We start from the raw sequence: 20,358 nt of genomic DNA, 5'->3' as shown, positions 1-20,358 counted from the left end.
CTCGGAGACAGTGAGATCGTACTGGCGAGCCACCTCAGCAGCCGTGGTCTTGCCCTTGAAGATATCCATGACCACGGCGGCCTTGCGCTTCGCGGTCCATCGCTTGATGGGGTTGTCGTCGCTCATCCTGTCCTCCTGATGGCTGCACTATACCCTGTGCAGTTCTGGAGGGGGTCACTTCACTCCTCAGACGTTGCGAATATCCTGACTCCGCCTCACCAATTGCGCTTATGCCAACTGCCGCTTGACGAACGGTATTTAACTGTAAGGCACGCCGACTGAAGTCATGAGTGTGAGATAAACCATCTTGTCCATTATCTGGTGTTGCCCGATGCTGCACAGGCTGTGTCGACAGCGCCAGATCGCAGGCTTTGCATGGCTATTTACTGTTCCCAATAACAACCTGACCTATGGCGTTCCAAGGAGTCCAGGTATGAAGCCGTTATTCAAAGTCTGTGCCGTGGCCAAGGACGAAGGGCCGTATCTGGCCGAGTGGGTCTTTCACCATCTGCACTTTGGGTTCGATCTCATTCACGTCTATATCAACCGCACTTCGGACGCCTCGGCCGCCGTGCTGGAACGAATAAGCCAATCTTACCCTCAGGTCACCTTCGAGTTTATCGACTGGATCGACCTTTGCGATCCGGGCGTCAGCGCCAAGCTGCAGACGGTCGCCTATGCAAAGGAGCTCGAGCAGTCTCGCCAGCAGGGCGTGAATTGGCTCTTGTTTCTGGATATCGATGAATTCTGGACGCCCAATGACTTTGCCACCTCCGTTGACCGTTTCGTGGCCCGAACCTGCGTTGACGGCCGGCCTCAGCCTATCTGTCATTTATGGCATTGCGAGCTGGGCCAGCATGCCCCGTTCACGCCATTGCAGCGTGGCGCCGGTTATGAACTCTCTTCCCATTTGAAGACCCTGTTTCCGCTCGATGGCATCGATATCAGACACGTGCGAGTCCATCACCCCATCTTCGGGGCGGAGGTGACGCCGCTGGATGCCGATGGCGCGCCGATGACGTTCGATGAGCAGCAGTCGGAGTTGGCATCTCGCAGCGCCATGAAGCCGAAAAGCGCTTACATCATTCATCGGATGTATCGCTCGGAACAGGAGTACATGGCGTTGTCACTTCGCGGTCGGCCTTCCCAGCGCCGCCGGTTGAAGATGAATCGCCCTGGCTACCGGTCCCACCGGAATGTATCGATACGCTATCGCTTCTTCTGGTCGGAAGAGGAATATCGCGATTACGCGCTTCAGCGAGAGCGCTTCTTGGCAGCGCTCGATATCGAAAGCCTCATCACCCAGGATAAGGCCGATATTCTCGCAAGAGCTCGCCGCGCAGTGCGAATGGTAAAAGAGAGGCTCGAGACACCGGAGCGTACCCAGGCGATAGCGTTCTTGAGAGGAACGCGCCATGCCGTTGTCGAAACCGAGACGTCGCCGGCCCCCTCGGTCAAGTCGCCAGTCGAGCCAATGCTCGATACGCCGGTTCCTGCCCAGGCAACGGCACCCTCGAGCGGAACGAATCATGACGTAGGGGGAGCCGAGAAGCCGCCGGTTCCTTCGGTCGAGTCGCCAGTTGCCGCCGAGCCAATCCAGGCCCCGGTCGACCAACGTGTCGGGGGGCCGGAAACGAGTCTTACGTCGACTCAGCCGGCAAGGCCCCATTCGTGGTTCATGGTGATGCTCGGTTGGCTCGGGTTTTCCCCCGGGGATGCCTCTCAAAGGGCCACCGGTTCGGCTAGTGAGTACGATCGCCGCTGAAAGTACGCGGTCTCGAATCCTGTCGATTATCGTTCGTACGAAAGTATCTCGAAGGCCTGCCAGCACGGCAGGCCTTCGTCGTTTCATCGTCGCTTAGAGATGGCGATCGGTACGCAGTTCGTTGCGGTCCTAGGCGGTACGCGCTTTCCACTCTATCTCGAGCATGTCGAGAGTCCGATCGATCTGCTCGCGGGTGTGGTCGCAGTTGAGGAAGAAGCGCAGGCGCGCACTTTTCTCGGGCACGGCAGGGTGAAGGATCGGCTGCACGTTGATATCGTCCTTGAGCAGGGCGTCCGATAGCCCGGCGGCCAGCACGGAGCTGCCGACGATCACCGGCACGACGGCGACCCCGATGCTCTCGCCGATATCGAACCCCTTGAGCCGTGCCTGCTGCAGGAAGTAGCGCGAGATATCGTGCAGGCGCTTCAGGCGCTCGGGCTCTTCCTTCATCACCTGCAAGGCAGCCAGCGACGGCCCGGCCACCTGGGCGGGCATGCCCACGCTGTAGAGGAACCCCGGCGCGAAGTAGCGCAGCATTTCCACCAGTTCACGACAGCCGGCGATATAGCCGCCGCAGCCGGAGAGCGTCTTGGAGAGCGTGCCCATCCAGATATCGACATCGCCAGCCGGCACGCCGCAGTATTCCCGCAGCCCCAGCCCCCGGTCGCCCATCACGGCGAAGGAGTGGGCTTCGTCCACCATCAGCCACGCCTGGTGGCGCTGCTTGATCTCGACGAAGCGCTTCAGATCCGGAGCGTCTCCATCCATGCTGTAGAGCCCTTCGATCACGACCACCACGCGCTCGAACTGGCGGCGATGGCGCGTCAGCAGCGTCTCGAGCGCAGCCGGATCGTTGTGCGCGAAGCTCATGCGGCGCGCGCCGGAGAGCTGCGCGCCGACCACGGTGCTGTTGTGGATGTACTCGTCGTGAAGGATCAGGTCCTTGGGGCCGAGCAGGTAGCCCAGCGTCGAAACGTTGGTGGCGTGGCCGCTGACGAACGCCACGGCGTCTTCGACTTCATACGTCTCGGCGATCGCCCGTTCCAGTTCGTGGTGGATCGGCCGTTCGCCGGAAACCGGGCGGCTGGCCGAGACCGAGCTGCCATAGCGATTCAGCGCATCGATGCCGGCCTGGATCACCTTGGGGTGATGCGCCAGGCCCAGATAGTTGTAGCTGGCGAAATTGATGCACTCGCGCCCGCCGATCACCGTGGTCGCCCCGGCAGTGCTCTCGTGGACCTTGAAGAACGGGTCGGGAATACCCAGGCGCTTGCCGCCTTCGCGCATCATCTTGAGCTGCTGATAGCCCGGATGACGATCGAAGCGGGTGAAGCGCTCGTCGACGCTGGTCGCGGCCGGCCTGGGGGCGGTATCGCCCTCCGGCCGTTGCTGGCGGCGCTGGCGGGCTTCCTGCAGCAGGCGCTGCTTCAGCACGTCGCGGGACTGGCTCATGATTTGGCCTCCCCGGCGTCGCCCTGTGATCCACCGCCATTCTGCAACACCTCGACGCCGTGCTGGGCGGCCAGACCGCTGAGGGCGTCTTCATCGCTGTCTGACGGGGCTTCGTCGCCACGCAGCTTGAGTATCAGGTAGTCGCACAGCTTGGCCAGCGTGCCGGCCTCGCTGAGCACCATGACCGGAACCTGGACGCCCAGGCGGGCTTCCAGTGCGGTCACCAGCTCGACACCCATCAGCGAGTCGAAGCCCATGTCGTAGACGGATTTGTGAATATCGATCTTCTCCTCGTCGATCAGCAGGATCTTGGCGAGTTCCTTGCTGAGGACGTCGATCAGGGTGGTGTGAAGCGCTTCCGGCGCCAGACTGGCCAGCAGCTTCTGCAGGTCATCGTCGCCTTCCTGGCTGCCGTCGTCCTCGGCGGTGCGAGCGATTTCCCGGTAGCGCGGCGCTTCCGCCGTGGGCAGGAAGCGCGCCAGGGCGCGCCAGTCGAGTTCGAGCACGCCGAGCGAGGCGACATCGGCCACCAGCATGCGCTCGAGCACCGCCAGGGCATCGGCGGAGGTCAGCGCTTGGCCGCCGAGACGTTCCTGCAGGCTGTCGCGGGTCTGGGTGTTGCGGGCCAGGAAGCCCACGTCCTCGATCGCGCCCCAGCGCACCACCGTGGCCGGGCGCCCGTTGGCGCGCCGGTGGGCGGTGAAGGCTTCCAGCCAGTGGTTGGCGGCCACGTAGCTCGCCTGGCCGGGGTTGCCGAACAGCGTGGTCGCCGAGGAGTAGACCACGAAGAATTCGAGCGCGTCGTCGGCCGTTAGCGAATCCAGATGGCGCGCGCCTTCGAGCTTCGGCGCCATGGCGTGGCGGATGCGCGATTCGTCGAGATTGCGGATCAGGCCGTCGTCGATGACGGTCGCTGCGTGGACGATGCCGCGAATCGGCCCCAGCGATTGACGCGCTTCGTCCAGCACGCGTTCGAGCGCCTCGGCATCGGTCACGTCGCAGGCGCGAGCCGCCACCGTGACGCCGAGTGCTTCCAGCCGTGCGATGCCGGCTTCGGCCTCCTCGGTGACGGGGCCGCGACGACTCAGCAGCAACAGCTGGCGCGCGCCCTTGGCGGCCAGCCATTCGGCGGTGGCCAGGCCGAAGCCGCCGAGGCCGCCGGTCACGACATAGGTGCCGGCGGCATTCAGCGTCAGCGGAATGTCCTTCGCGGGGGCCGGCGCCATCTGCGGCGGGCGTTCGTAGGTGACGACGACCTTGCCGATCTGGCGGGCCTGCTGCATGTAGCGGAACGCCTCGACCACGCGATCGCTGCCGAAGGCGATGTACGGCAGCGGTGACAGCGTGCCGTCGGCGAACAGCGCCATCATCTCGGTGAACAGCTCGCCGGTGAGTTCCGGCAGCTCGCTCATGAGCTGGTCGGAGTCGACGCCGAAGTAACTCAGGTTGTTGCGGAACGGGCGCAGGCCGACCTTGGTGTTCTCGTAGAAGTCGCGCTTGCCGAGTTCGATGAAGCGGCCGAATGGCTTGAGCACGCGAAGGTTCTGGTTGATCGCTTCACCGGCCAGGGAGTTCAGCACCACGTCGACGCCATCGGCGCCGACACGCTGGCCGTTGCCGTCGCCCTCCCGGGTCTGACGCTCCAGGAAGTTGTCGTGAAGAATCTCTTCGGCAAAGGTCAGGCTGCGCGAGTCGTAGATGCGATCGACCCCCATCAGCCGCAGGAAGTCCTGCTTCTCCGGCGAGCCGACGGTGGCGTAGATCTCGGCCCCCAGCCAGCGGCCGACCTGGATCGCGGCGAGGCCGACGCCGCCGGCCGCGCCGTGGATCAGCAGCCGTTCGCCGGGCTGCACACGAGCCAGATGCTTGAGCGAGTAGTAGACGGTGAAGAAGGTCGTCGGGATCGTCGCCGCGGCGGCATAGCCGATCTCGGCAGGAATCCTGGCCACTGCGTTGATGTCGGCGATCAGCCGGTCGCTGAAGCTGGCGGGGCCGAAGCCGACCACTGCATCACCGGGGCGCAGCGAGCCAACGGGATCGCCGACGCTGATCACTTCACCGGCGAACTCCAGGCCCAGCGTGGGGCCGGCGAAGCCGTTCTCGATCGCTTCGTCGGAGAGCAGGCCGAGCGCGTACATCACGTCGCGGAAGTTGAGCCCGGTGGCCTTGACCGCGATCTCGACCTGGCCGGCTTGCGGCGCGGGCAGATCATGCGGCTGCCAGCGCAGATGGCGCAGCTGACCCGGCAGCTCGAAGCCCAGGCTGACGGCGCGATCGCTGGCGGAGGCTTCATCGCCGCCGACTTGCGTGCCGGGCGCCGGCGCCAGACCCAGCCTCGGCACCCAGCGCTGGCCGTCGGCGTCCAGTATGATTTCGGTTTCCGCATCCGGCACGCTGAGTTCGAACAGCAACGCATCCAGCAGCTCGTTGGACAGCGTGTCCCGGCTCGACAGCGGCAGATCCAGCAGCCGCACCGGGCGGCTCCCGGCCTCGTTCTGCAGCGAGCGGCCGAAGCCCCAAAGCGCTGCGTCTTCGGGCAGCTTGGACCGCTGCGCAGCGTCTTCGGGCAGCCCGGAAAGCTCAGACGACGTAGAACCGTGCGGCGCGCTTGCTGCGGCTTCGGGCGGTATAGAAAGCGCGGTGGCGTCGGACCGCGTAGAAAGTTCGGATAGTTGGCTTACAGCATCGTCGAACCGCATCGAGCCGAACGGCGCTTTTGCTGCGTCTTCGGGCAGCTTGGAATAGTGCGCACCCACACCCAGCGTCAGCCACCAGAGCGCAGCAGGGCTCTCGTGAGCCTCCAGTGTCTGCAACCACTGGGCGGCCAGCACGCAGCGGTCTTCAGCGGCGCTTGCCAGGCCGCGCAGGTCGACGATCTGGCTCGGGTTGAAGGACTCGAGCGCTAGCGGGAGCAGGTCCTGGGGCGCCAGTTCGCTGCCGACCAGATGATGCGCGGTCTGGCCCAGCGTCTCGAAGCGTGTGACGAGTTTCGCGGCCAGCCATTGAGAGTGGTCGTCGCTGATGATAAGCCACTGCTCGGCGGGATGGGCCGCATCGCCACGAAGGCGCTCGGATTCGGTTTCCGTCGAGCGTGCCGCCATCGGGGCCTGGACGGTCAACAGCTGCAGGCCGCCTTGCTCGCTTTCCAGCGCGTGGCGTTCGATCTGACGATACCCCAGCGCTTCCAGTTGCTGCAGCGTGGTCTGGAGGTCGGCAGGACGGGTGTCCGGTCCCATCGCCATCGACAGGAACGACTGCCAGTCGGTGTCGCCCAGTACCAGGAACGCGATCTGGGCGTCGTCCGCCAACTGCGCCGGTAGCCAGCGCAGCAGCTTGTCGATTTCGTTCTGCGTGCCATCCAGCGTCACCAGCGCGACATTGGCGCCGATCGCGGGCGCGGCGGCATCGAGCGTCAGCAGATCCACCCTGGCGTCGTGTTCCGCCAGGGATTGTGCTTCGCTAGACGCGCTGTCTCTCAGGGCGGCGAAGCGATACTGGGCGCGATCGCCGGTCAGGCCGCTCATCAGCCGTTCGCCGAGCTGCGGACGCAGCGCCGAGGCTTCGAGCATCACCAGCCGCTGGTGGGGCGGCAGCAGCTCCAGCGACATGGCGTATTGCGAAAGCCAGGTATCTGCCAGCGCGTACCAGCCGCGTTCGCTGACGGCAGCCTGTACCAGCCGAGTCAGGCGCGGAGCATCCAGGCCCAGCGTGGCCCGGTTATTAGGATGATCGTCGAGACGCCCTTCGAGCCAGTCCGTCAGGTGCAGGCCGAAACGGCCGATACTGTGGGTCAGTGCGGCGTAGTCCGGATAGTCCCGGATCAGCAGGTTCCATATCGTTGCCGCGTCGATCTCCGGCGCTTCCTGCAACTGCCAGCCAGTCGGCGTTTCCGCCGCGATGCCGATGGCAAGAGCGAGTTCGATCACCGCCTGGCGGCGCTGGCGGGGCTCGGTCGTGCCGGCCTCGAGAGGCCCGGCGAGCAGTGAGTCGGTAGGCAGTTGATCGGTGAAGAGCTGGCCGTCGCTGTCGGCATAGCTGCGCAGCGCCTCGTCGAGAAACGCGGAGACCAGTGTCTCGAGCAGCGGTTCGACTTCGTCGCCGTAGCGGCCATCGGTCACGCTGCGGTAGTTCTCGATCAGCTGACCCAGCGCCAGCTCGGCGGTGGTGTCATCCAGCGGCAGGGCGGCGGCTTCACGCGGCGCCGGCACCAGGCGATGGTCGAGATAGCTGAGCCGGTGCTGTACGGCGTGGCGCAGGCGGGCGGCCTTGAAACGCGCGCCTTCGACCACCGCCACGGCGTTGCCGGCGGCATCGAACAGTGCGACGTCGGCGCACAGCGAGTGCGGTGCGCGACTGGTCAGGCGCACTTCCATCGACGCCGGCGGCGCGGCATCGACCTGAAGCTGGAGTCGCTCCAGGCGCACCGGGACGAAGGCCAGGCCACCGGCCTTGGCGAGTTCGTCTGCCAGCAGCGGGATGAACAGCTGGAAGGCGCTGTCGAGAATCCCCGGTGCCAGCAGGCAGTCGCGCTGATCCTCGGCAATGGCAGCGGGCAGCTCGACGCGACCCACGGCACGGTCGCCCTCGATCCAGATTTCGCTGATCGCCTGGAAGCCGGGGCCATACTCCAGCCCCACGTGCTCGGCCATCGCCAGATGCTGCTCGCGGGTGACATCCGCCGGCCGGTCCGGCAGCGGCGTGCCACGACGCGTCAGCAGCAGGCCACGCGTCTGCACCGCGATGCGGGCGCGGGCATTGAGCGTCCAGGCATCCTCGCTGGCCGGCTCGCGGGTCTTCATGGTCAGGGCGCCGTCGGCATCCTGGATCTCCAGTTGCAGCTTCTTGCCGTGGGCGGCGTCGAGCAGCAGCGGGCTGAGAATTTCCAGCGCTTCGATATCCAGCACCGGCGATGCCTTGGCAGCCGCGGCGGCGGCGAGCGCCAGTTCCGCGAAACCGGCGCCGGGGAATACCGTGGCATCACCGACGCGGTGGTCGGCCAGCCAGGGGAGGCGGCGGGTATCGAGCTGGCTTTCCCACGCCATGCCCTGGCGCGCCAGGCGGTAGCCCAGCAGCGGGTGTTCGTAGTGGCGTCCCATCAGGCCCTGGGAGTCGCCGGTCGTCTTGATCCAGTAGCGCTCGCGCTGCCAGGGGTAGTGCGGCAGGTCGACGAAACGCCCGGCAACCGGGAACCACGCCTCGGGGGAAACGGCACCACTGACCAGCAGCGCGGCGAGGCTGGCTTCCATGGCGCTGGCGCCGTCATGATCGCGGCTCAGCGTGCCGATGGCGCTGCCGGTGACCGACCGGGCGGTGAAGGCATCGGTCAGGTAGCGACGCAGGATCGGCTGGGCGCCGATCTCGATGAACGCGCGGGCGCCGGATTCGATCAGCGAATCGACCGCCGGCCCGAACTGCACCGGCTCGCGGATGTTGAGCCACCAGTATTCGGCGCCCAGTTCGCTGCCTTCCAGCACCTTGCCGGCAACGGTGGAGATGAACGGCACGCGACCGGCGCGAGGCGTGATGTGTCTCAGGGCGTCGATCACGTCCTGGTGGATCGGGTCCATGGCCGGGCTGTGGAAGGCGTAATCCAGCGCCAGGCGTTTGGCGAAGACCCGCTCGGCGGAGAGCGCCGCTTCCAGGCGCTCGAGCGCTTGCGCGGGGCCGGCCAGTGTCACGCCTTTGGGGCTGTTGTCCCCGGCGATCACGATGTCCGCATAGCCCTTGGAACCGTCCTTGGAACCGTCCTTGGAATCGGCGGGATCGTCCAGCCAGCGCTGCATGGCATCGACACCGAGGCCGACGGCGGTCATCTCGCCGCTGCCCCGAGTGCGGCCCTGGCAGGCGCTGCGGTGATAGATGACGCTGACCGCATCGGCCAGACTCAGTGCGCCGCAGGCCCAGGCCGCGGCAACTTCACCGACGCTGTGGCCGGTGACGGCTGCGGGGCGCACGCCTTCGGATTCGAGCAGTCGGGTCACGCCGACCTGAAGCGCGAACAGCGCCGGCTGGGCGATTTCGGTCCGCGCCAGGCGATCTTCGCCTTCGGCGGCGTTCTGTTGATTGATCCCCTCCAGCTCGGCACGCAGCGAGAAGCCGGCGTGGCTGGCGAACAGCGCGTCGACCTCGTCGACGGCGGCAGCGAAGACCGGGGATTCGTTCAGCAGCGTACGGCCCATCGCCGTCCACTGGCAGCCGTTGCCGTCGTAAACGAATACCGGGCCAAAACCGTTGTCGACCCGTTCACCAACGGCGGCGCCGGGGACACTTTCGGCGGCGGCCAGGGCATCCAGCCGGGTGATCGCGTCGGCGGCGTTGTCGCTGAGCAGTACCGCCGCGTGCGGATGGCGTTCGCGGCGGAAGGTCAGGCTGTAGGCGGTGTCGTAGAACGACACGTTGCCCGCGGTCAGGTTGTCGCTCAGGCGGGCGGCGAACTCGCGCAGCGCTTCCGGGCTGCGGGCGCTCAGGCATAGCGGCAGTTTGCGGACGGGAGCCTTGGGCTGGCCGGCTGCCTCGGGCTGCAGCGTCTCGCTCGGCGACTGCAGAATGACGTGGGCATTGGCGCCGCCGAAACCGAACGAGTTGATGCCGATGGTCAACTGGCCTTCGGCTTTCAGCTTGCGCGGCTTGTCTACGATGTCGAGATTCCAGCCTGCCAGGTCGATCCGCGGGTTGACCTTGCGGATACCGATAGTGGCGGGTACTTCACGTTCACGCAGGGCATAGAGCGCCTTGGCCAGCCCCGCGACGCCGGAGGCGGTCTCCAGGTGGCCGAGGTTGCTCTTGACCGAGCCGATCGGCAGCGGCGTCTTGCGCTTCTGGCCGATCGCCGCCCCAATGGCGCGGGTTTCCAGCGGGTCGCCGACGGCAGTGCCGGTGCCGTGGGCTTCCAGGTAGTCGATGTCGTCCGGCGTCAGCCCGGCACGCGCCAGGGTCCGGCTCATCAGCGCGACCTGGGCGTCGGTGTTGGGGACGGTCAGGCCTTTCTTGAAACCGTCGGTATTGACGCCGCTGCCGGCGACGACGGCCAGGATCCGGTCGCCGTCGGCGACGGCCTTGTCGTAGTCCTTGAGCAGGAAGATGCCGCCGCCCTCGGAGCGCACGTAGCCATCCCCGGATTCGTCGAAGACCTGACAGCGTCCGGTGGGCGAGAGCATGCTCGCTTTGGAGAAGATGATGAAGCCGAACGGGTGCAGATGCAGGCTGATGCCGCCGGTCAGCGCCATTTCCGTTTCGCCGCTGCGGATCGACTGGCACGCCTGGTGAAAGGCGACCAGCGACGAGGAGCAGGCGGTATCCATCGACATGCTCGGGCCGTGCAGGTCGAACACGTAGGAGATGCGGTTCGAGGCGATGCTCGAGGTGTTGCCGGTCGCGGTCGAGGTGTCGATCACCGACATGTCGTCGGCCATGCGGTACGAATAGTCGAGACTGGCGATACCCAGGAACACGCCACATTGACTGCCGCGCAGCGTCTGCGGCGGGATGCCGGCGTCTTCCATCGCTTCCCAGGCCATTTCCAGCAGGATGCGCTGCTGCGGGTCCATCTGGGCGGCTTCACGCGGCGAGATGCCGAAGAAGCTGGCGTCGAAGCCGGCAATGTCGCCGAGACTGCCGGCGGCAAAAGTGTAGCTGGTGCCAGGGTGCTGCTTGTCGGGATGGCGATAGGCCTCCATACCCCAGCGGTCGTCGGCGACTGTGGTGACGAGGTCTTCACCAGCCTTGAGCGCTTGCCAGAAACGTTGTGATGTCGGGGCACTCGGGAACCGGTGAGCTGCGCCGATGATGGCAACGCGTTTGGTCATTGGGACTCCTTGCTTCGTAGCATTGGCTACGCCTTTCTCAATTCGCACCAAACTCGCCGGCATGTTCGATGATTCTGTCGTAGATCGTTGTGCCTAATTTATCGGCTGGGAGCGTCATTCGTACGTTATCGCTCGAATGGGGTGCGGTCTGCCAGATGAAATAGTTCGTTAAACCATCCGGCTCGCCATGCAGTGCGTAGACTTTCGGCATGATCGGCACATGGTCTCCGTAGAAACCCAGAATGCCGGGCCGTTCATTTCTCCGAAGAGAATCCCTGAGTCGTCCAAGCATACAATCGGTATTGCGCAGATGCCTTAGATAAACCGTTAGCGCTTCGCAACCGCGGGTAACGCGGCCTTCGAGCCACCGTTCGGCGACGGTCGGGTCTGCCACTTCCAGATGGAGCGGGCCGTGGGTCTCCATGCTGATCACGAAAATAAACAGTGGCTTCCCGTCGGCCGCTGCCAATTGCTGCTGAACCCGCTCCGCCAATGCGAGATCGCCGATGTACTGGCCGTCGCGCTCGCTGATGTCGAAGTCGGCGATGTCCAGGAAGGTATCGAAGCCCAGCCTGGGGTAGACCTTGTCACGCAGATAGAAGCTGGCTGGATACGGGTGAATGCAGACGGTGCGATAACCCAGGCGCTTGAGCGCGCCGGCCAGGCTGTTGGCCGGCAGTTTCGATAGCTGATGGTAGGGGTTGAAGCGATGCACGCCGAGCCGGGACGGCGTGAACCCGGTGAGCACCGCGCACTCCGTGCGCACGGTATTGGCGCCCCAGGCGGGCACGTCGAAACGCCCGCTCTGCAACGCTTCAGTCATTAGCGCGTCGTACTCGCCGAGCAGTTCGCGGCGAATGGCCGGGTGCCAGTCGCGCGGATCGAAGAAGGATTCGCTCTGGACCAGTACCACGTTCGGCAGCCTGGCGGCATCGATCGCGTCAGGATCGGCCGGCGCTGCGAAGGCGGCGTCATTATCCTGGCGGTCGATGGGGTGGCGTGTCAGCCGGCCGTAGGCCCAGAGATAGGGGTAGAGGCCGAGGCTGACCAGGTCTTCGTTGGGTTCCAGCGTGCAGTCGGACAGGCGGGGCAGTTGCCGGGCCAGTACGGCAACGCTCGCCGCGACCAGCACCAGCGTCCCCAGCAGTGACCAGGGCGCATCGGCATGTCCGTAAAGCGAGGGCTCGAGCCAGAAGCCGATGCCGATCGCGATGGCGCCGGCCGCGCTGGCGGCAATGGTCAGGCCGATACCGAAAAATGGAATGTAAAGCCGAGGATGGCGCACCGCATCGACGAAGTACTCGAAGTCCTGACACAGGAAGGGTTCCCGCAGGGAGGTCGACTTGGTGTTGTTGACCTGGATGACCACCATCTGCAGCGAGGCGGCGATCACCAGCGCGAACCAGGGGCGCTGCACCACCAGCAGCCAGAAGGCGAAGTGCAGCACCGCAGTCGCCAGATGTACGGCGATCGCGGCCGGAGCACGTTGCCACAGCGGCTGGGGGCGAGGTTTCAGCAGTAGTTCGAACAGGCTGGTGACGACCAGTGTGGCGATCGTGGCCCAGAAACCGTTCCAGAAGCCCTGAATCATCGATGCGCTCCGTCGCCATGGTCGGGGTCATAGCCGAGCCACTTGAGCAGGCGCTGGGAGATCGCCGCCGGCAGCACGGCCAGCCACCAGCAGCCGAAATTGAGCGGGAATGGAAAGCTGATCCGGGCACGGTTGCGCTCGATGCCCCGGGCGATGACCTTGGCGGCGCGTTCGGGTTGCCACAGAAACGGTTTGGGGCCAGGCATCTCGTGGCACATCTTCGAGCTGACGTAGCCCGGCATGACCACACTGACGCCGACGCCATAAGGCGCCAGCCAGCCGCGCAGCGCTTCGCCATAGGCCTTGACGCCGGCCTTGCTGGCGCTGTAGCTCGGTGTGACCGGCAGACCGTGATAGGCCGCCAGCGAGCTCATCAGCACCAATTGCCCGCGCCCGGCGGCACGCATACGCTTGCCGAGGAAGTTGCCCATCGCCATCGGCACGCGCAGGTTGATCTCGAGCAGACGGCTGGCGTCTTCCCACGGCTCGCCACTACCGTCTTCGCCGATGTTGATGTTCATGCCGGCGTTGACGATGACGATATCCGGCACTGAGGGGTCACACAGCGATTCCAGCCAGCCGAACAGCGCTTCGTCCTTGTCCTTTTCGAACTGGCCCGGTTCGGCCTGACCCAGTTCGACCTGGCTCAGCTCGACCTCGGCACCGGCGTCGCGGCAGTTATCTGCCAGCGTCTCGAGCACGTCGCGCTGCCGGCCATGCAGGATCAACTGGTTGCCGGGCCTGGCATAAACAGCGGCCAGCGCCTGGCCGATGGCACCGGTAGCGCCAGTGATGACGATTCGGGTCATGACGCGATCTCATCCATGAGCTGTTTTAATGGAGAGCGCTCTCTTTGCAGCGCTTGCAGGGCATTTTCCGCAGCCAGGTCGATGCCGGGGCGGCAGTAGAACCCGCCGTTGATCTGAACGGTCCCGGCGACCGTTCGCCGGTAGGCCCGGAAGAGTGTCGCGTCCGGGGCCGGGATATCGAGCCAGAAATCATCCAGCCAGCCCTGATGAGTCAGGCCTGGCATGTCGTAGATCGGCGAGGCCAGGGTATGGGTCGGGCAGCCGAATCCCAGCGCCACATTGCCGGCGGTGCTGTTGACGGTGATCAGGCCGCTGGCCCGCTTGAGCAGGGCCTCGAGGTTGCCGCCCTCGAGATAGACCAGGCGGTCGCCCAGGTCGTATTCATGGGTCAATACCGTGATCAGTCGTGCGTACTGGGCCAGCCCCATGTCGAGCGGGTGATTCTTGATCACCAGAAATGCATCGCTGGGTGCATGGTAGGCGAACGAAGCGGCCACCTTGCCGATCACTTCCTGCATGTTCTTGTAGTCGGAGTGGTAACGGATCTGGGCGTCGTTCTTCAACTGCAGCGGCAGCAGGTAGAACGGGCGCCGGGATTCCATCAACGCCTGCAAGCGCTCATTGTCGCTACGTTTCCAATGTGGCTTGCGGAGCTTGCGCAGCAGGAAGCCGGCGTACTCCACCGGCGCCGTGACCAGGGCGTGATTGCGGTAGTGCGGATGCAGAAACGGGTTCGCGGCGCCGGCCAGGTGATAGAGCACGTCGTGCCTCGCACGGGTGTGGAACTGGTTGGGAAAGGCCTGAGGGCGTCCGACACTGGGCAGGCGCTTGCCGGCTTCCCGATACCAGGCGGGGTCGCGTGGCAGCAGCGAATGGGCGTTGACGCCCTCGCGCTCCAGCGTCACCCAGTAAGGCCGGAAATAGCCCTCTTCGAAGACGTGATTGCGGATGCCGCGACGACGCGCGGCCAGAATCGCACGACGATGCACCGGGCGACGGTCGCCGAAGACCACCTGGTCGGTGATGCCGTGACGCTCCCAGATCCCGCAAAGGAACTCGGGAATGTCCTTGGCCTGGCCACGATAGACGTAGGTGTTTCCCTGGCGCCAGTAGACGCTGTCACCCACGGTGAAATTGACCTTGGTCACCGCATGGCCCGCCGCCCGCAACCGCTCGCCCAGCCGGTCGAAGAACGGGGAGCAGACACCTTGTAGCAGCAAAAAGTGTTTGCGCATGTTGCTCAAAGTCAAAGCACTCAAGTCATCGCCTTCTGGAAAACAGGTTGCGGTATAGCCGATACAGGCGGACGCGCAGAGGAAGTCCCGAGCGTTGGTCGCGCTGCTGCCGCATCAGTTCGACGGCGGTATCGGCGTTGCAAAGCTCGCCAGTGGCAGGGTCGACGTAGGTTGGATACATCAACAGCGCGCCGGCGATCAGCGCGTCCAGCGTCAGCCGTCGTTGGCGACGCGAGGCATGTAGCCGATCGTGGGTCAGCCCCCAGCCGGCATAGAACGGCAGCCCGTAGGTATGCACTTCCACACCCCGCAACAGCCCTTCGAAACCCGTCAACGAGCACATGGTGTGGATCTCGTCGGCAAGTTCGATCAGATCGACGATGTCGTAGTCGACCAGTTCAAGGTCGTAGAGCTTGCGTGCGGTGCTGTCGAACAGGCCGATCCGTGCCCCCGAGACGACGTCCGGATGCGGCTTGTAGACGACGAATGCGTCGGGCCGATTCTGTCGGACGGCCTCGAGCAACGCCTGATTGGTCTTGATCTCGGGTGAACCATGGGCGATCGAGGCGTCGCTCTCGACCTGGCCGGGCACCAGTACGATCGGGCGAGAGCCGCCCATGTCCTGTGGAAGCACGGGCCGCGTCTTGCCACGCACGTTGTACTTCGACAGCTTCAGCTCGATCAGGCGCTGGCGCAGGCGGCCGGCTCGTGCCAGCAGCGCAGGTTCGAAATCCGTCTCCGCCAGTAGATACTCGAGATCGCTGGGGTTATTGGCGTCGTAATAGAGCCCGCGAGAGTCGAAGGCCAATGACAGCGGCCGGGTCAGGTCGACCCCGAGCCCGACCGAACGCACGAAGCCATCCTCCATTCGCCATAATTTCAGGCCGTGCTGACGGCATAGCGCCTTGATCTCGTCGGTGGCTTTCTGCCCCCACACCACCAGGCTGTCCCGTCCTTCCAGTTCGAGCGGCTGAGGATGATCGCTTTGGAGAAAGCGCACGCTCGACGCCGGGCCGAGGAAATCGGTAATGAAGGCGCGTTTCCAGCTGGAAAAGCCGACAGCCAGCCAACGCCCGGCAAGGCGGTCACGCTGACGCTTCTGATCGGCGATCAGATCGATGGTGGCCTCCAGCGTCGAGGCTTGCCCGGTATAGGGGTTGGCGTAGCGGCAGTAGCGCAGATAGGCCGCGGCGAACAGTTCCGGCAGTGTGCGTTGACGCTGGCGGCGCTCGCAGCGTAGCGCATCCCGGGTCAGCCCCCAGCCGGCATAGAACGGCATGCCGAAACAGTGCACCGGCTTTTCTGCCATCAGCGCCTCGAGCCCCAACTGGCTGGTGACCACGTAGACCGAGCCGACGGCGTCAAATAACGCCCACGGATTGAGGTCGTCACCGATCAGCCGGCAGCGGGGGTGCTTTGATGCCTGGGTCAGATAACCCTGCTTGCGTCCGGCAATGACGTCGGGATGAGTCTTGATCAGGATCTCGGCATCCGGATGGTCGGCGATCGCGCACTCCAGCATGTGCTGGAAAGAGCTGGCATCGGCCATGCCGTAAGTAATGGAGGCGTCGTCGCGGGTCTGGTCGACGATCAGCACTCGCGGTCGATCGGCGAGGGGCAGCGGCCGATCCGGCGCGTGATTGTATTTCGACAGCCGCAAATGGCGCAGACGCTGCATGGCCAGGTTGGCACGTGCCAGTTCGTCTGCGTCGAAATTGGCCTCGGCGAGCAGCCGTTCCAGGTCGGATGGGCGGGTCGCGTCGTAATAGATGCCGCTGCAGTCCACGACCAAGCTATGCGGCTGGGAGTAGTTGACGCCCAGCCCCAGCGATCGCAGGAAGCCATCCTCGATGGCGACATACGGCACGCCGCGCCGTGCGGCCAACCGTCTTGCCTGTGTCGAGGTGGGCTTCAGGCCCCAGCCGAGAATCGCATCGACGGGCTGGCGGCTACCGGGCTTGAGGCGGACCTGGCGCGAATATTCCGGTAGCAGGCAGTGGATGATGTTCCAGCGTGCCAACCCTTTGGAGAGGTAGCCGGCCACGCGAGGGGAGGACGGTCGCAGGACTGTCGAATCGTTGGGCATGGGTCACTAAAAGCGGATGCGGTCCGTCATCAAGGAGAACATCAAATAAAAGTTTGCATCACTGTCTCTTGCCTGGTTCGCAAGAGCACTCGAGCGATTCGAGTCAGTACTGAGGCAATTTCAAATTTATTGTAACGCAGGGCGAAGAATAGGCCTGCTTTTACGGTGTGTCGAATTGATAAAACTAAGAAGTTTTTGTAATCGTTAAAGTGCTAACAAACAAGGGAAGTGTAAGTAAACTTTTCTGCGGGGAAAATCGTTGCGCCGGGTATTAATAAACTCAGTCTATGCCCATTTTAATCGAGGTATTTAATTCGTTGTTTTTGGGTTAAGCGAATGGTCCATAAAAAGCTCGACGTGTTTGGGTAATTTAAAGACGTGCAGTTTTTGTCCCCAAGGATGTCGCTGTCCAGTTGGCGTTCAGGATGCCATTTAAAGATTTTAGTCCTTTTAAATCAGTGGATTGACTGTATGGGTGAAGGCTCGTTCTTTAGCATGAGTCCGTACTGTGTACTTGTTTTTATCACTGCTTTTGAAACGGCCTTTGGCGCTTTACATGAGCTTACCTGTCGCGATTTTAAAGTTTGACTTGGACTGGGTGATTGATCGAAAAAGGTCTCGAAAATAACAAGTGGCAGCGGCGTCCCGAGTTTCTCGAGCCGGTTTTGACCATTGGAAACTTTCGTTTCGTTACTCTCGACCGGATGCATGGAAACGTTATGCGCGAATTTACAATCAGGGCTCACGCTCACCTTCGGCAACTCGAAGCAGAGTCGATTCAGATCATTCGGGAAGTGGCTGCGGAGTTTCGCAATCCGGTAATGCTGTATTCGATCGGCAAGAATTCGTCGGTGATGCTGCACCTGGCGCGCAAGGCCTTCTACCCGGGGACGCCGCCGTTTCCGCTGCTGCACGTCGCTACCACCTGGGAATTCCGCGAGATGATGGCGTTCCGAGATCGCGTGGCCGCTCAGGTCGGCATGGAGCTGATCGAGCACGTCAACGAAGAGGGCCGGGCCACCGGGATCAACCCGTTCGATCACGGTAGCGCTAAATATACCGACCTCATGAAGGCCCAGGCGCTCAAGCAGGCGCTGGACAAGCACGGCTTCGATGCGGCGTTCGATGGCGCGCGAAGAGACGAGGAAGCTTCCCGTGCCAAGGAGCGCGTCTACTCGTTTCGCGACAAGCACCACCGTTGGGACGCCAGACAGCAGCGGCCCGAGCTGTGGAGTCTCTACAACGGCAAGATCAACCCGGGCGAATCGATCCGGGTGTTCCCGCTTTCCAACTGGACCGAGCTGGATATCTGGCAGTACATCCATCTCGAGTCGATCGCTATCGTGCCGCTCTATTACGCGGCCCCACGCCCTACGGTCGTGCGGGACGGCAGGCTGATCGTGGTCGACGATGCCCGGTTCCCGCTGGCTGCCGACGAGGTGCCGCAGGAGCGCTGGGTACGCTTCCGCACGTTGGGCTGCTACCCGCTGACCAGCGCCATCGAGTCACGCGCGACCACCTTGCCGGCCATCATTCAGGAAATGCTGCTCGCCCGTACCGGCGAGCGCTTCGGTCCCGTCGTGGATCATGGCGGCGTTGGTCCGGTGGAGCAGAAAGCGCGCGAGGGGTACGTCCGATGACCCTTCAACCCGCGCTGTTCGCCAATGATATCGACCGCTACCTCAAGGAGCACGAGAGCAAGGGGCTTTTGCGCTTCATCACCTGTGGCAGCGTCGATGACGGCAAATCGACCCTGATCGGCCGGCTGCTCCACGACTCCAGGATGATTCGGGAAGACCAGCTGGCTGCGGTGACACGAGACTCTCGGCTACGGGGCAGCGTGGGCGGCCAGGTCGATCTGGCGCTGCTGGTCGATGGCCTGCAGGCGGAGCGCGAGCAGGGCATCACCATCGATGTCGCCTATCGGTTTTTCTCCACCGACAAGCGCAAGTTCATCATCGCCGATACCCCGGGACACGAGCAGTACACCCGCAACATGGCCACCGGCGCTTCCACTGCCAGCCTGGCGGTGATCCTGATCGATGCACGCTACGGCGTGCAGTTGCAGACCCGGCGGCACAGCTTCATCTGCGACCTGCTCGGCATTCGTCACTTCATGATCGCGGTCAACAAGATGGACCTGGTCGACTATTCCGAGGCCCGGTTCCAGGAGATCGTCGCCGACTACCGCGACTTCGCCGACGGGCTGAACGTGACCGACGTGCGCTTCTTGCCCATATCGGCGCTGAACGGCGACAACGTCGTCAATCCCAGTAGCGATATGCGCTGGTTCGACGGGGCGCCGCTTTTGACCCAGCTCGAGCAGATCGAGATCCTGGCGGTGCAGAACCTGCACGAGCTGCGCTTCCCGGTGCAGTACGTCAATCGACCCAATCTCCACTTCCGGGGTTACTGCGGCACGCTGGCGGCCGGTGCCGTCGAGGTGGGGACCGAAATTCGGGTCGAGCCCTCCGGCCAGCGTTCGAGCGTGGCGCGCATCGTGACCAACGACGGCGACCTGAACGTGGCCTATCCGGGGCAATCGGTGACGCTGACGCTGCACGACGAGATCGACATCTCCCGTGGCGACACCCTCGTCGCGGCGAACAGCGACATCGAGCCTTGCACGGCATTCACCGCCGACGTGGTGTGGTTGCACGAGACGCCGCTGATACTGGGCCAGGAGTACGAGATCAAGGCCGGCACCCGCATCGTGCCGGGGCGTGTCGTCCGCATCGTCTATCAGGTCGACGTCAATACCATGGCGCGCAGCGCCACCGATACCCTGGGGCTCAACGGCATCGCCCGCTGCCAGATCGAGGTCACCCAGCCGCTGGTGCTGGATAGCTATCAGCGTTCTCCGGAAACCGGCAATTTCATCTTCATCGACAAGCTGAGCAACCTGACGGTCGGCGCCGGCATGGTCGTGGATGCGCTGAACGTCGGCCATATCGTCTGGCACGACATGGCGGTCACCAAGCGTCGGCGTGCCGAACGCAATCGCCAGAAGCCGAGCATCATCTGGTTCACCGGGCTTTCCGGGGCGGGCAAGTCCACGGTGGCCGATGCGCTGGAAAGACAGCTTTTCGGCATGGGCTACAACACCTATCTGCTGGACGGCGACAACGTCCGCCACGGTCTTTGCCGCGACCTCGGCTTCAGCGACGAGGATCGCCAGGAGAACATCCGCCGGATCGGCGAAGTGGCCAGGCTGATGGTCGATGCCGGCATGGTCACGCTGGTCTCGTTCATCTCACCGTTTCGCGACGACCGCCGCATGATCCGCAATCTGGTGGAAGACGGGGAGTTCATCGAGGTCTTCGTCAATACCCCGCTTGCGGTCTGCGAACAGCGTGATCCCAAGGGCCTTTATCGCAAGGCGCGTCGCGGCGAGATCAGCCAGTTCACCGGCATCAGTTCCCCCTACGAAGCGCCGGAATCACCCGAAGTCGAAATCGATACCTCCGCTTATGACCTCGAGGAAACCGTCGGGCGACTCATCGCGGCTCTGCGTCGGCATCGGATCATTTGAAGGGCATGAATCCCGCTCGCACAGGCGGGCGTGCAAGCAGTCGATTTTTCAAGAATGGACAGTCAGCAGGTGGCAGTCAGTGG

General features: G+C 63.8%; 10 protein-coding genes. 3 read left to right on the top strand and 7 right to left on the bottom strand.

Annotation, left to right across the window (positions count from 1 at the left end):
* The coding region (locus BC443_RS19210) for a DUF1153 domain-containing protein (protein WP_139284282.1) at positions 1-126 on the bottom strand (126 nt) is incomplete at its 3' end.
* Between the two features lie 205 nt (positions 127-331).
* Between BC443_RS19210 and BC443_RS09400 the strand changes: the two genes are divergently transcribed.
* Positions 332-1,765 (top strand): glycosyltransferase family 2 protein, encoded by a 1,434-nt coding sequence (locus BC443_RS09400; protein WP_083387309.1) that lies wholly within the window; start codon positions 332-334, stop codon positions 1,763-1,765.
* Between the two features lie 129 nt (positions 1,766-1,894).
* On the opposite strand, the gene BC443_RS09395 is transcribed toward BC443_RS09400, so the two are convergent.
* The 6 genes from BC443_RS09395 to BC443_RS09370 are packed head-to-tail and all read right to left on the bottom strand — an operon-like array spanning position 1,895 to position 16,743.
* Complete coding sequence (locus tag BC443_RS09395) at positions 1,895-3,217, bottom strand: aminotransferase class I/II-fold pyridoxal phosphate-dependent enzyme (protein WP_071231579.1); 1,323 nt, start codon at positions 3,215-3,217, stop codon at positions 1,895-1,897.
* Positions 3,214-11,022: a type I polyketide synthase gene (locus BC443_RS19085; protein WP_071231578.1), complete on the bottom strand. Its 7,809-nt coding sequence runs from the start codon at positions 11,020-11,022 to the stop codon at positions 3,214-3,216. Before BC443_RS19085 ends, BC443_RS09395 begins: the two co-directional genes overlap by 4 nt.
* A 37-nt stretch (positions 11,023-11,059) precedes the next feature.
* Positions 11,060-12,613 (bottom strand): LTA synthase family protein, encoded by a 1,554-nt coding sequence (locus BC443_RS09385; protein ID WP_071231577.1) that lies wholly within the window; start codon positions 12,611-12,613, stop codon positions 11,060-11,062.
* A complete protein-coding gene (locus tag BC443_RS09380; RefSeq protein ID WP_071231576.1) occupies positions 12,610-13,422 on the bottom strand; it encodes an SDR family NAD(P)-dependent oxidoreductase in 813 nt (270 codons plus the stop codon). The genes BC443_RS09385 and BC443_RS09380 overlap by 4 nt, the downstream gene beginning before the upstream one ends.
* Positions 13,419-14,681: a capsular biosynthesis protein gene (locus BC443_RS09375; RefSeq protein WP_247643250.1), complete on the bottom strand. Its 1,263-nt coding sequence runs from the start codon at positions 14,679-14,681 to the stop codon at positions 13,419-13,421. Before BC443_RS09375 ends, BC443_RS09380 begins: the two co-directional genes overlap by 4 nt.
* Before the next feature lies 1 nt (position 14,682).
* Positions 14,683-16,743 carry a capsular polysaccharide biosynthesis protein gene (locus BC443_RS09370; protein WP_071231574.1) on the bottom strand — a complete coding sequence of 687 codons (2,061 nt, stop codon included), beginning with the start codon at positions 16,741-16,743 and terminating at the stop codon, positions 14,683-14,685.
* A 719-nt stretch (positions 16,744-17,462) separates the two neighbouring features.
* On the opposite strand from BC443_RS09370, the gene cysD reads away from it, so the two are divergent.
* Together cysD and cysN are read left to right on the top strand one after the other, a co-directional pair.
* Positions 17,463-18,383, top strand: a complete 921-nt coding sequence (gene cysD / locus BC443_RS09365) for a sulfate adenylyltransferase subunit CysD (protein ID WP_071231573.1) — start codon at positions 17,463-17,465, stop codon at positions 18,381-18,383.
* Positions 18,380-20,275, top strand: a complete 1,896-nt coding sequence (gene cysN, locus BC443_RS09360; RefSeq protein ID WP_071231572.1) for a sulfate adenylyltransferase subunit CysN — start codon at positions 18,380-18,382, stop codon at positions 20,273-20,275. The genes cysD and cysN overlap by 4 nt, the downstream gene beginning before the upstream one ends.
* Positions 20,276-20,358: the final 83 nt, after the last annotated feature.

This window comes from Salinicola sp. MIT1003 (assembly GCF_001858555.1).
GTDB classification, from domain to species: Bacteria; Pseudomonadota; Gammaproteobacteria; order Pseudomonadales; family Halomonadaceae; genus Salinicola; species Salinicola salarius.
Note: the sequence above shows the minus strand (reverse complement) of the source record. Positions and strands in the feature narration are given on the sequence as shown.

Excerpts from the sequence above, each read along its gene's own strand:
- BC443_RS09385 (WP_071231577.1), bottom strand. The coding sequence starts at position 12,613 with ATGATTCAGGGCTTCTGGAACGGTTTCTGGGCCACGATCGCCACACTG.
- BC443_RS09370 (WP_071231574.1), bottom strand. The coding sequence starts at position 16,743 with ATGCCCAACGATTCGACAGTCCTGCGACCGTCCTCCCCTCGCGTGGCC.
- cysD (WP_071231573.1), top strand. The coding sequence starts at position 17,463 with ATGCGCGAATTTACAATCAGGGCTCACGCTCACCTTCGGCAACTCGAA.
- BC443_RS09400 (WP_083387309.1), top strand. The coding sequence starts at position 332 with ATGCTGCACAGGCTGTGTCGACAGCGCCAGATCGCAGGCTTTGCATGG.
- BC443_RS19085 (WP_071231578.1), bottom strand. The coding sequence starts at position 11,022 with ATGACCAAACGCGTTGCCATCATCGGCGCAGCTCACCGGTTCCCGAGT.
- BC443_RS09395 (WP_071231579.1), bottom strand. The coding sequence starts at position 3,217 with ATGAGCCAGTCCCGCGACGTGCTGAAGCAGCGCCTGCTGCAGGAAGCC.
- cysN (WP_071231572.1), top strand. The coding sequence starts at position 18,380 with ATGACCCTTCAACCCGCGCTGTTCGCCAATGATATCGACCGCTACCTC.
- BC443_RS09380 (WP_071231576.1), bottom strand. The coding sequence starts at position 13,422 with ATGACCCGAATCGTCATCACTGGCGCTACCGGTGCCATCGGCCAGGCG.